Genomic DNA, 12,387 nt, shown 5'->3' on the forward strand with positions numbered 1-12,387 from the left:
CCGCTACCATTTTCAGGCAGCGGGTACGAGTGAGGACTCTTCGATTGGTCCGCGGCCGATTTCGCGGTCGCATATCCAATGGGTGTGGCGACTATCCTGCGGCGTTTGACATCTTGCAAACGAATTGGAATGATGCCAGCAATCAAATTTTCTTATGGCGGAAATCGATGAAGCCCGTGCTCGACAGCGACCTCCTGCGCACCTTCGTGGCGGTGGCCGAAACCGGCAATTTCACACGCGCGGCGGAGAAAGCCGGGCGCACGCAATCGGCCGTGTCGATGCAGATGAAGAAGCTGGAGGACATGGTCGGCGACGATCTGTTCGAGCGCGGCTCGCGCGGCGTGGCATTGACGCGCCGCGGCAGCGAATTGATCTCGAACGCGCGGCGGATCGTCTCGCTGCTCGACGAGACGGCCGCCTCGCTGGTGGCGCCGCCGCTCGGCGGGCTGGTGCGCATCGGCATCCCGGCCGAATATGGCCGGTCGATCCTGTCGCGGGCACTCGGCGAATTCGCCAAGCGCCATCCGCGCGTCGAGGTCACGGTGCGCTACGCGCATTCTGATTCGCAGGTGAGGGCGCTCGCGGCTGGCGAGCTCGATCTCGCGGTGGTGTTCGAATGGGAGGGCTCTTCCGGCGGCGAGGTGCTGATGCACGACCCCACGGTGTGGGTGACGTCGACGCTGCACCACATGCATGAGGAACGGCCGGTGCCGATCGCGCTTTACAGCCGCAACGGCTGGTGCCGCGACTTCGCCATCAAGTCGCTGCAGCAGCGCGGCCTCGACTACCGGGTCGCTTATACGAGCGACACCAATGGCGGCCTGACGCTCGCCGTCACTTCCGGCCTGGCGATCGCGCCGATCTCGCGCAGCAACATCCCGGACGATTGCCGTGAGCTGACGGTCGCCGACGGTTTCGGCGACATCGATTCCTCCAATGTCGTCCTGCACCGCAATCCGCTGGCGACGGGCGAAGCGATCGACGGCATGGAGAATGCGATCCGCGAGGCCTTCATGCTGACCAGGCAGGCACCGGTTGCGGCCGGTCTTTGAATTCTGCAACTGTGTCCGGTTTGGAGCGGTTTGCCGATAGAATTCGCGCGCCTTGGCGATGTCGAACATGCGCAGGATCGGGTGACGGGTCCAAGTTTCGGCGTAGGTGACGGAAATCCGGAAGGCGTAGGCGAGCTTACTTCAGCTCCAGCAGCCGCTCGAGATAGCTGCGCTCGATATCGGGGCTGAGCGCATTGCCGAGCCGCTTGCGGATCGCGTCGAGGATCTGGCGCGCGCGCTGCACGTCGATCTCGTCGGGAACCTTGACCGAGGTGCCGTCATCGGGGCCGTTGGTGGCGCGCGGCCGCCCCAGCGGATCGCGGTCGGCGTCCTGCTGGCGGCCGCCCTGCTCGCTGCCGCCCTGATCGCCCTGCATGGCCTGCATCTGTTTCATCATGTCCTTGGCGCCACGGCGCAGCGCCTCCAGCGCGCGGCCCTGGTGGCCGACGGCCTGGTCGCCGTCGCCCTGGCCCAGCGATTGTTCGGCATTGCCCATCGATTTGCCGGCCTCGCCGAAGCCCTCATTGGGCTCCATGCCCATGCCCTCGAGCCCCTTCTTCAGCTGGTCGAGCTCGCTCTGCAGCTGGCCCTGGCCCTCCTGCAACTGCTTCAGCGCATCGGCCAAATCCTTCGGCGACATTTTCGGACGTCCGAGCGGATCGCGGTCCTGGCCGGGACCGGGCCGCTGCTGCTGGTCGTCGAACTGGCCCTGTTCGCCGTCCTCGCCAAGCTGCTGTTGCTCGCCGCCTTCGCCACGCTGCCCGCGCTGCATCTGGTCCAGCCGGAATGTGTCGTTCATCATTTCCTGCTGGCGGCGCATGATGTCGCCGAGCTTGTCCATCTGCTGTCGCAGCTCGCTGTCCTGCTCGCCGCCTTGCTGCTGGCGGCCGGCCTGCAGGTTGTTCATCATGTCCTGCAGCTCGGAGAGAAGCTGCTGGGCTTTGTCGCGATCGCCCGATTTGGCCAGATTCTCGATCTGGTCCATCATGCGGTCGATATCGCTCTGGCGCAGCTCGCGGCCGTTCTGCTGCATCTGCGGCGCGTTCGGGTTCTGTTGCGCGCGCTGGGCGAATTCCTGCAGGAACTGGTTCATCGCCTCGCGCAGTTCCTTCATCGCCTTCTCGATCTCCTGATCGCTGGCGCCGTTCTTGATGGCATCCTGCAACGCCTGCTGCGCCTGGCGCAGCCGCCGCTCGGCGGCCGACAGATTGCCTTCCTCGATGCCGAGCGCGATCTCCCACAGATAGGACACGACGTTGCGCAGCTGGTCGTCGCTCTCGGAGAGCTTCAGCCGGCTCCTCGCGCTCATGATGGCGAGATAGTTCGACATGTTGTCGAACGTGTCCTCGGGACGCAGCGTGATCGCGTCCATCAGGTCGAGGACGCGCGGCTTGGCATTGGTGTCGAGCGCCAGCAGCCGGCGCTGCTCGATCACCGCGCGGGCGAGCGGATTGGCGAAAGGCCGCTCCGGCATCACCATTGTCTTGGTTTCGCTGGTCGCGGTGTGGCCGGCATCGTCGGTGACGCTCAGCGTCAGCTTGATGTTGGTGCCGGCCCAGACATGCTCGGTGAGGTCCTTGGTCGTCTTGGCCGCGTTCGCCTTGCCGCCGCGGCGCGGCAGCGTCAGCGGCATGTCGGGCGCGCCGTAGAGCGGATGGGCGTTGGCGGCCGGCGGGTTCGACGGCTCGAAAACGGCCTTGGCAGAGGCGGCGCCGTAGTCGTCGTCGATCTGGTAGTTCAGCTCGATGGCGCCGTTGACCGCGCGCTTCGGCTCGCCGACGAAGCGAATCGTCGGTGGCTTGTCGGGAATGACGGCAAAGGCCCAATGGCCGAGATCGCCCTCGCCGGATTTCAGCGTCAGCGTGCCGTTGGTGTTCAGCTTGCCGGAGAACTGTCGCACGTTTGGCGCCGTCTGGCTGGCGGCGGCGGGCGCAGTCCCCTTGGCTGCTCCGGGGGGCGCCGCGGGCTCGATGGCGCGGTCATTGCCGCCTTGATCGGCATAGCTCAGCGTTTCCTCGCCCGAGCCGCCAGTGACGCGCAGCGAAACGTCGCTGCCTTGCGGAACGGAAAAGGTCTGGACGGCCTGATTGGCATCGGCGGTCAGGAACAGCGGCGCCTTGCCGGTATAGGCGGGCGGCGTCACCCAGGCGTCGATGCGCGGCGGCACGGCGTCGTGCGCGGCGCGGGCGACAAAAGCGTCGCTGATCCTGCCGCCAAAGGGTCCGAAGGAGAAGGCCAAAGCCGTGACGAACAGCAGCCCCGCCACAGCGCGCAGGCCCCAGCGGTCATAGTCCGGCACGCCGGTGCGCGGCCGGTCGGCGCCGAGGCTCGAAAGCCGCTCGGCCATGCGCTTCTGGTGCTCGCGCCACAGCGCCTGCGAGAAGATGCTGTCGGCGCCGCTTGGCCGGTCGGTCTGCACCTGCACCGGGCTGTGCAGCAATTCGTTCGCCGCCTCGATGCGCCTGTCGACCTCGGCGGCCGAGGGCATGCGGAAGAAACGCAGCGGATAGAGCGCCGCGACCGCCGCCAGCGCGAACAGGATCAGAAGGCCGATACGCGCCGAGTCCGGCAGGCGCGGGAAAAGGCCGAACCACGAAAAGCTGAAAAACAGGCTGGCGACGACCAGCAGCGGCAGCACGAGAGGCCAGGCGCGCTCGAAGGTCATCGAGGCCCGCGTCGCCAACCGGCTGAGCGCCAAGCGCCCGGCCAGGCGTCCATCGCCGGCCCGGCCGCGTTCGCCGCTGGAAATGGGTCGTTCGGTCATCGGCCCTTCCTGCCCGGGCACAATAGCCCGGACGTCATCACCAGAAGGATACCAGCAAACACGGCAAAGGCGAGGCGGGTTCCAAAAACGTGAAGCGGTTTGGCCGGGTTACGATCAGAAATTGGCGGGATTCGTGTTGGAACCGCAGACGAGGACCGCCACGCGCTCGCCCTCCGCCGGCACATAGCGCCCGGAAAGCATGGCGGCGAAGGCCGCGGCGCCACCGGGCTCGGCGATGATTCGCACGCGGTCCCACAGCGCTTTCTGCGCCGCGACGATGTCGTCGTCGCTGACCAGGATCGAGCGTTCGACGAACGCCTCGGCGATCGGGAACATCATTTCGCCGACGCGCTTCGGCGCCAGCGAATCGGCGGCAATGCCTTCGGCGGGCGCATCGACCGGCTGGCCGGCCTCCAAGGCGCGGTAAAGCGTCGGCGCCCCCTCGGGCTCGATGGCGACGATGCGGATGCGTCCCGAGAACCAGGCGGCGATGCCGCCGATCAGGCCGCCGCCGCCCACGGCGACCAGCAGCGTGTCGATTTCGGGCAAGTCGGCTTCGATCTCCAGGCCGAGCGTGCCCTGGCCGAGCAGCGTTTCCTCCTGGTTGAAGGCATGGATCTGCAAGGCGCCGGTCCTGGTCGCAAAATCCTCGCTGGCGGCGAGCGCCTCTGCATAACGCGCGCCGACGACCACCAACTCGGCGCCGTAGCCGCGAATGCGCGCGAGCTTCGCCGGCGGGCTGACCTCGGGCACGAAGATGGTCGCCTTGTGGCCGAGCTTCATGGCGGCATAAGCGACGGCGGCGCCATGATTGCCGCCGGACGCGGCGACCACGCCGGCCTCGGGCACCTGGCGCTCGAGCAGGTTGGTGAAGGCGCCACGCGCCTTGAACGAGCCGGAATGCTGCAGGCATTCGAGCTTGAGATCGATCGGAAAGGCGGGACGGCCGAAATCCGCCAGGTCGACGCGCATCACCGGCGTGTGGCGGACATAGGGGCGGATGCGCGGTTCGACAGCGGCGATGCGCTCGCGTGTGATCGTCTTTTTTTCCAGCATGGCCAACTCCTTAAGGCGCGCCGCTCGGTTATTTCAGCCAGTCGGGAACCGAATCCAGTCCGATCAGGTCCTCATAGGTCTGGCGCGGCCGCACGACATGAAAACGGTCGCCGTCGACCAGCACCTCTGGCACCAGGAGCCTGGTGTTGTAGGTGCCGGCCTGCACCGCGCCATAGGCGCCGGCGGTGGAAACCGCGATCAGATCGCCTGCCTTCAATCTTGGCAGGTCGCGGTCGAGACCGATGAAATCGCCGGTCTCGCAGACCGGGCCAACGACGTCGACCTTCATGCGCGGCGCGGAGGCAGGCGGCTGCACCACCGGCCGGATGTCGTGGAAGGCGTCATAGAGGGTCGGCCGGATCAGGTCGTTCATGGCGGCGTCGACGACGAGGAAGTTCTTGGCGTCGCCTTCCTTCACATAGATGACCTCAGACACCAGGATGCCGGCATTGCCGACGATCAGGCGGCCGGGCTCGAACATCACTTTCAGGCCAAGACTGGTGACGTGCTTCCTGACGATCTCGGCATAGGCGTCGGGCAGCGGCGGCGGGTTGTTGTCGACGCGGTAGGGAATGCCGAGGCCGCCGCCGAGATCGACATGCTCGATCGAATGTCCGTCGGCGCGCAGCGCCCCGACCAGTTCGACCAGCAATGCGAAGGCATCGTCGAACGGCTGCAATTCGGTGATCTGGCTGCCGATATGGGTGTCGATGCCGGTCACCCTGATCCCGGGCAGTTCAGCCGCGCGGGCATAGACCTGCCGCGCGCGCTGCCACGGAATGCCGAACTTGTTCTCGGCCTTGCCGGTCGAGATCTTCTTGTGGGTCCTGGCATCGACATCCGGATTGATGCGCAGCGAGATGGGCGCCACCTTGCCGAAGGCCACGGCACGCGCCGACAGCAATTCCAGCTCCGGCTCGGATTCGACGTTGAAGCAGAGAATGCCGGCGGAAAGCGCGAAGTCCATCTCGCGCGCGGTCTTGCCGACGCCGGAAAACAGGATCTTGCTGGCCGGGACGCCGGCGGCCAGGGCGCGGCGCAATTCGCCTTCGGAGACCACGTCGGCGCCCGCGCCCTGCCTGGCCAGCGTCCTCAGCACGGCCTGGTTGGAGTTCGCCTTCATGGCGTAGCAGACCAGCGCGTCGAGGCCGGAAAAGGCCTCCTTGAAGACGCGGAAATGCCGGGTCAGCGTCGCCGTCGAATAGCAATAGAAGGGCGTGCCGACCTCGGCTGCGATGTCGGGGATGGCGACGTCCTCGGCGTGGAGCACGCCGTCGCGGTAGTCGAAATGGTTCACGGGGTTCGGTTCCGGAGGGTTGAAGCTCGATGAGATCGGGTCGATCTCATCGGCTCTAGAGCAGGGGATCGAGGATGAACTTCCTGTCCTTGACCGGTTTTTCCGGCTCGGGCGGCACCGGCTGCTTGGCCTTTTCCGCATCCTTGCGCGCCTGCTCCGCCGCCTCATAGGGCGTGTCGAGGCCGGTCTTCCTGCCGCAGGCCGTGACGGTGACAACCGCCGCCAGCAGCGCCAGCGTCACCAAAATCCTGCTACGGGTCATCGATCCATCCGTTCGAAACTGTTTCTTGTGACGCCGCTTTTAGCCGAGTTTTCAGCGCTTTGCATCCCGGCAATTGCTTTGATGCATGTCGTTGTCCCAGAACCGCTGCACAGTTCTGGGCGACATGCATTAAGCCTTGGCGAGCCGCTTTTTCCAATAGCGGATCTGCTTTCGCACTTCCGACGGCGCGGTGCCGCCGAAGCTTGTGCGGCTCTTCACCGAATTCTGCACGGCAAGCACCGAAAAGATGTCGTCGGTGATGCCTGGATGGATCGAGCGCAGGTCGTCCAGCGATAGCTTTTCCAGCCCGACCTTCTTCTCCTCGGCAAGCGCCACGGCGCGGCCGGTGACATGATGGGCCTCGCGGAAGGGGAGGCCGAGATTGCGCACCAGCCAGTCGGCAAGGTCGGTCGCGGTGGCGTGACCGGCGCCGGCGGCCTTCTTCATGGCGGCGGCGTTGACGGTCATGTCGCGCACCATGCCGGCGGTCGCCGCCAGCATCAGGTCGAGCGTCTCGGCAGCGTCGAAGACCGCTTCCTTGTCTTCCTGCATGTCCTTGCCATAGGTCAGCGGCATGCCCTTCATCACGGTCAGCAGGCCGACGAGATGGCCGTTGACGCGGCCGGTCTTGCCGCGCACCAGTTCGGCGGCGTCCGGGTTCTTCTTCTGCGGCATGATCGAGGAGCCGGTGGAGAAGGAATCCGACAGGCGGAGGAAGCCGAATTGCGGCGTCGACCAGATGATGATCTCTTCGGCGAGCCTGGACAAATGCGTCGCGCAGATCGCGGCGAGGCTCAGGAATTCGAGCGCGAAATCGCGATCCGAAACGCTGTCCAGCGAATTGCGCGTCGGCTCGCGGAAGCCCAGCGCCTTCGCGGTCATGTGGCGGTCGATGCCGAAACTTGTGCCGGCAAGGGCCGCCGCGCCGAGCGGGCTTTCGTCCATGCGCTCGATGGCGTCGCGGGCGCGCGCGAGGTCGCGGCCGAACATCTCGACATAGGCCATGCAATGGTGGCCGAAAGTCACCGGCTGCGCCGCCTGCATATGGGTGAAGCCGGGCATGACGGTCGCCGCATGTTCCTCGGCGCGTTCGAGCAACGCGGCGATCAGGTCCTTCAACGCCCGGGCGACGCGCTGGCATTCCTGCTTGACCCAGAGCCTGAGGTCGACCGCCACCTGGTCGTTGCGCGAGCGGGCGGTGTGCAGGCGTCCCGCCGTCGGGCCGATCAGGTCGGCAAGGCGGGCCTCGACATTCATGTGGATGTCTTCCAGCTTGGTCGAGAATTCGAACGTGCCGGCCTCGATCTCTTTCAGGATCGTGTTCAGCCCGTGAGCGATTTTTTCTTGATCTGCCGCCGAAATAATGCCCGTTTCGGCCAACATCTCGCTATGGGCGATCGATCCGCTTATGTCCTGCGCATAGAGCTTGCGGTCGAAGCCGATCGACGCGTTGATCGCTTCCATGATCGCGGCCGGACCCGAGGCAAAACGTCCGCCCCACATCTGGTTGCTGGCCTTCTTGTCGCTCATCGCTATAACCCGTGCTCCGGAGCAGTTTTGAAAATGGCAGACGGCAAGAGATTCTTTTTTCCGGCTACGCGCCTCATCCTGGCCGCCTTGCTGGCGGGCGTGCTGGCGGGCGCGGTCGCGGTATATGTCAGCGAGAGCGGTTCTGGCAACAACGCTCCCGAGAAGGTCGCAGCGGCTGCCGGCAAGGACGACGCCGCCTGCGCGGCCAAGGCCGGGCGCGCCAAGCAGGTCGCCGCCAAGGCCGTCGGCCAGGTGGCCGCGCTGCAGCCGGCCGACCCGCCGCAGTCGCTGAAGAGCCTGGCCTTCAACGGCCCCGACGGCAAGCCGATGACGCTGGCCGACCATGCCGGCAAGACGGTGCTGCTCAATCTATGGGCGACATGGTGCGCGCCGTGCCGCGCCGAGATGCCGGCGCTCGATGCGCTGCAGAAGGAAAAAGGCGGCAATGCTTTCGAGGTGGTCGCGGTCAATGTCGACACTGGCGACGACACGAAGCCGAAGAAGTTCCTCAACGAGATCGGCGTTCAAACGCTCGGCTTCTACCGGGACCCGACGATCGCGCTGTTCAACGAGGTCAAGACGCGCGGGCTGGCGCTCGGGCTTCCGGTCACCATGCTGATCGACGCGGATGGCTGCCTGATCGCGCATATGAACGGCCCGGCCGAGTGGTCGAGCCCCGATGCCAAGCGGCTGGTGGAGGCGGCGCTCGAACCCTGATCGTATCAGGCTGAGCGCGCCGCCGCGGCAGGCTCGAGCATCAGGATGCTGCCGCCGCTCCTACCGGCAGGCTTGACGCCGTCATCGGCGGCCGGAACGCCGGTCAGCTCGCCGAACGCCTCGATCGGGCCAGGCCTGCCGAGATAATATCCCTGGCCGATGTCGCAATCCTCGGCATCGAGAAAGCGCAGCTCGTCCAGCGTCTCGACGCCTTCGGCCAGGACCGGCAGGCCGAGGCCGCGCCCCAAACCCAGCACGGCGCGCACGATGGTCGCCACCTGGTCGTTGCGGTCGACAGACTTGATGAAGGATCCGTCGATCTTGATCTTGTCGAAAGGGAAGGCGCGCAGGTTGGACAGCGACGAATAGCCGGTGCCGAAATCGTCCATCGCCACCCGCACGCCGAGCGCCTTGATCTGCCGCAAGGTGGCCAGCGCCCGCGGCATGTCCTTCACCAGCGCCGTCTCGGTGATCTCGAGCTCGAGCCTGCCCGCCGCCAGGCCTGAACGAAGCAGCACCTCATGCACCCGGTGGCTGAAATCGAGGTTGTGAAGCTGCACCGCCGAGACGTTGACCGCGACCGTCAACGGGTTCTTCCATGTCGCGGCCTCGTTGCAGGCCGTCGCCAGCACCCACTCGCCGATCTGGGCGATCGAACCGCTATCCTCGGCCACCGGGATGAACACCGAGGGCGGAACCTCTCCGCGTTCGGGATGCTGCCAGCGGAGCAAGGCCTCGAAGCCGACCATCCTGCCGCTGCTGATTTCCTTCTGCGGCTGGTAGACGAGCCGGAATTCGCCGCGCGCCACGGCCTGGCGCAGGTCCTGCTCCATGATGCGCCGGTCTCGCGCCTCGGCGCCCATCGAGGCCTCGAAGTAGCGGAACGTATCCTTGCCCTCGGCCTTGGCGCGATAGAGCGCGGTGTCGGCATGGCTGATCAGCGCCGCCTGTTCGTCGGCGTCGAGCGGGTAGAGCGCGATGCCGATGCTGGCCGAAACCATGCCGCCGGGCGACAGCCGGTTTTCCTGACGCAGCGCCGAAAGCACCGCTTCGGCAATGCGGCCGGCCGCCTGCGGGTCGGGAAGACTAGGGGCTATGATGGCGAATTCGTCGCCGCCGAGTCGGGCCAGCATCTGGCCTTGGCGCAGCACGCCGGAGGCGCAGTGAGCCACCTTTTGCAACACGGCGTCGCCGGCGGCGTGGCCGAAGAGGTCGTTCACTTCCTTGAACCGGTCGAGATCGAGAAGCATGAGCGCCAACTGGCCGTCTTTGCCGCCTTCCGCGGACGCGGCGATCTCGGCTTCCAGGCGGCCGGTGAAGTTGCGGCGATTGGCAAGCCCGGTGAGCGGGTCGTAATGCGCGAGGCGCATGATCTCCTGCTCGGCCTTCCTGCGCTCGCGAATATCGCGGACGGCAACGACCAGGTGCGGCTTGCCGCAATAGTCGATGCTCCTGGCGATCAGTTCCACCGGAATCCGGCTGTCATCCTGGCCGCGCAGGTCGACCTCCTGCGCCTGCCCGTTGCCGGCGGCGACGGCGGAAGCAATCCGCTCGCCGAACAGGTCGCCCAGCGTCATCGCGTTCAGCGTGCCGGCGGCGACACCGCTCAGCGCAGCGATGCTGTCATTGGCGCTGACGATGCGGCTGCCGTCGCAGACGATGAGGCCTTCGACGGCGGCATTGGCGAGGCCGTGCATACGCTCCGCCTCTGTCCTGTGGCGGCGGAAGCGCAGGTCGATCCACAGCGCCGTGGCCGACAGCACCAGGATGACGAGGCTTGCCGCCGCGGCGGCAAAGGCCTGCGACATCGGCGCAATCGTGAATTTCGAGATCTCGATCAAGGAGTCCGGATAGATCGAGACGGCGGCCATGGCGATGAAATGCAGCGTGCAGATCGCCAGCGTGAGCAGGACAGCGCCGGCGACCGTCGCCTGTGTGGACGGCCGGTGAAGCACGACAAGCATGGAGAGCGCGGCAAGCGTTACACCCGAGGCCAACGACGCGGCGACCAGCAACTGGTTCCAGACGATCCGGCCTTCGACCTCGAAAGCCGCCATGCCGGTATAATGCATCGCCGCAATGCCGATGCCGAGCACGGCGCCGCCGACGAGGCAGTGGTCGATGCTACGGCGCACCGTCGCGATCCACATACCGGCCGCGGTCAGGATGACGGACATCGCCAGCGAAGCCACCGAAAGCTCGGCGTTGTAGGCGTTGGGTATTCCCGGCGTGAAGGCGATCATGGCGATGAAGTGCGTCGCCCATATGCCGAAGCCGGTCGACGCGGCTGCAATCAGCAACCACACATGACGGTTTCGGCTCGTCGATTGGTCGACATGGCGAAGCAGGTTGACGGCGGAGAAACAGGAGATTCCGCAAATGAGCGCGGCCAGTGCCACCAGTCTCAGGTCGTGCTCGTTCACGATGCAATTATAGACGGTCAGCATCTTGCTTCACCTGATCTTCCCCCATCAATCAAGGCAACATGATTGATTAGGACCGGACGGCTGAAGAATCGATTATGCTGCCCGCAACCGTTGCGTGCTTTCCAGGTTGTATTGATGCGCCGGAACGATCTCGGGATCGATTGTGTCGATCCGGCAGGCCGTTACTTCACCCGCACCGTGACCACCAGCGCCTCGTGATCGGCGCTCGGGCTGCCGTCCGGCAATACCGCCGGCAGCGTCGCCGGCGCGCTTGCCGTGAGGCCGCGGGTGAAGAACCAGTCGATATGGCCGGCTGGCGTCAAGTCGCCGACCGCGCGCCGCTGGGTGGGCTTGTCGAAAGCATTGGCCGTCTTCCAGTCGTAGCCATGCCCGGCAAACACCGCGAACAAAGGCTCATGGCGCTCCGGATACATCAGCCGGTCCGGTTCGGCGGCAACGCGCTTTAGCCACGCCGCAGGATCGTCATTGCGTTCCGGGTATGTGGCGGTCAGCGTGTTGAAGTCGCCGCCGATCAGGACCGGCGCCTCCGCGTCATACCTGTCGATGGCGTCGAGGAGATGGCGCGTCTGGTCGGCGCGGCCGGCAGGCGTGGTGCGGTTTTCGAGATGCACCGAAACGACGGTGACCCGATGGTCGCCGACCATCACCTGCCCGCCAAGCGCCATGCGGCCGCCAATGCGCGGCTGGCCGTGCTCCGGCAGGAACCAGGCGCCGGCCGCGTCCAGGCGAATGAGAAAAGGCCGCAGCAGCGGAACGGCACTGGTTACGGCATTGCCATGGAAGCCCTCCGTGTTCTCGGCGCCGCCATTTGCCACTTGCTCCGTCTCATTGCCGGTGCCGAGTTCCAGGAACTCGACGCCATAGGCGTAGGAATGGCCCAGACGATCGGCAAGCCGGCTCAACAGATGGCCGTTGCCGGAGCGGGCCATGCCTTTGTCGACCTCGGACAGCAGCACGACGTCTGGCGCCCGGCCGGCGATCGTTGCGGCGATGGCATCGACATGGCGCAGCCGCTCGACGTTCCAGGCCATGACGGTCAGGCTCCCGCCGACGCTCTCCCGCGTCGCCTGGCCGCCGATCTCGATCTCGCCCAGGGCGGGAACGGCGGCGGCGTGGCGCAGATGGGTGGCGCTGTCGCGCGGTCCGTTCCGCATCGCGTTGCGGGCGGCGACAGGCACGTGCGTGAGCTGCGGGACCAGCATGTCTCTTCTCATCCAGTTAGCCGGTTAATCACGGAAGGCCTTTTCGGCGCTTCGAGGCGC

General features: G+C 66.0%; 9 protein-coding genes. 2 read left to right on the forward strand and 7 right to left on the reverse strand.

Annotated features, from left to right (window positions below):
* Positions 1–167 precede the first annotated feature (167 nt).
* The gene (locus tag FJ424_RS27585) at positions 168–1,052 is read left to right on the forward strand and encodes a LysR family transcriptional regulator (RefSeq protein ID WP_140658779.1); all 885 of its coding nucleotides are present in this window, start codon (positions 168–170) and stop codon (positions 1,050–1,052) included.
* Positions 1,053–1,188: 136 nt separating this feature from the next.
* Here the strand turns inward: FJ424_RS27585 and FJ424_RS27590 are convergent, their stop codons facing one another.
* The 5 genes from FJ424_RS27590 to argH form a co-directional block, all read right to left on the reverse strand.
* Entirely contained in the window at positions 1,189–3,816 is a 2,628-nt protein-coding gene (locus FJ424_RS27590; protein WP_140658780.1) for a TIGR02302 family protein, read from the reverse strand.
* 114 nt (positions 3,817–3,930) lie between these two features.
* Positions 3,931–4,872: a threonine/serine dehydratase gene (locus FJ424_RS27595; RefSeq protein WP_140658781.1), complete on the reverse strand. Its 942-nt coding sequence runs from the start codon at positions 4,870–4,872 to the stop codon at positions 3,931–3,933.
* Between the two features lie 28 nt (positions 4,873–4,900).
* The gene (gene lysA / locus FJ424_RS27600; protein WP_140658782.1) at positions 4,901–6,169 is read right to left on the reverse strand and encodes a diaminopimelate decarboxylase; all 1,269 of its coding nucleotides are present in this window, start codon (positions 6,167–6,169) and stop codon (positions 4,901–4,903) included.
* Between the two features lie 55 nt (positions 6,170–6,224).
* Positions 6,225–6,431: a lipoprotein gene (locus FJ424_RS27605; RefSeq protein WP_127253283.1), complete on the reverse strand. Its 207-nt coding sequence runs from the start codon at positions 6,429–6,431 to the stop codon at positions 6,225–6,227.
* 129 nt (positions 6,432–6,560) lie between these two features.
* Positions 6,561–7,961, reverse strand: coding sequence for an argininosuccinate lyase (gene argH, locus FJ424_RS27610; protein ID WP_140658783.1), 1,401 nt, complete (start codon positions 7,959–7,961; stop codon positions 6,561–6,563).
* Between the two features lie 33 nt (positions 7,962–7,994).
* Between argH and FJ424_RS27615 the strand changes: the two genes are divergently transcribed.
* On the forward strand, positions 7,995–8,678 hold the full coding sequence (locus FJ424_RS27615; RefSeq protein ID WP_140658784.1) for a TlpA disulfide reductase family protein: 684 nt from the start codon (positions 7,995–7,997) through the stop codon (positions 8,676–8,678).
* Positions 8,679–8,683: 5 nt separating this feature from the next.
* Here FJ424_RS27615 and FJ424_RS27620 read toward each other — a convergent pair whose 3' ends face one another.
* Together FJ424_RS27620 and FJ424_RS27625 are read right to left on the reverse strand one after the other, a co-directional pair.
* The gene (locus tag FJ424_RS27620) at positions 8,684–11,125 is read right to left on the reverse strand and encodes an EAL domain-containing protein (protein WP_140658785.1); all 2,442 of its coding nucleotides are present in this window, start codon (positions 11,123–11,125) and stop codon (positions 8,684–8,686) included.
* A 161-nt stretch (positions 11,126–11,286) separates the two neighbouring features.
* A complete protein-coding gene (locus tag FJ424_RS27625; RefSeq protein WP_140645196.1) occupies positions 11,287–12,327 on the reverse strand; it encodes an endonuclease/exonuclease/phosphatase family protein in 1,041 nt (346 codons plus the stop codon).
* Positions 12,328–12,387 lie beyond the last annotated feature (60 nt).

The organism is Mesorhizobium sp. B3-1-8 (assembly GCF_006439495.1).
Lineage (GTDB): Bacteria > Pseudomonadota > Alphaproteobacteria > Rhizobiales > Rhizobiaceae > Mesorhizobium.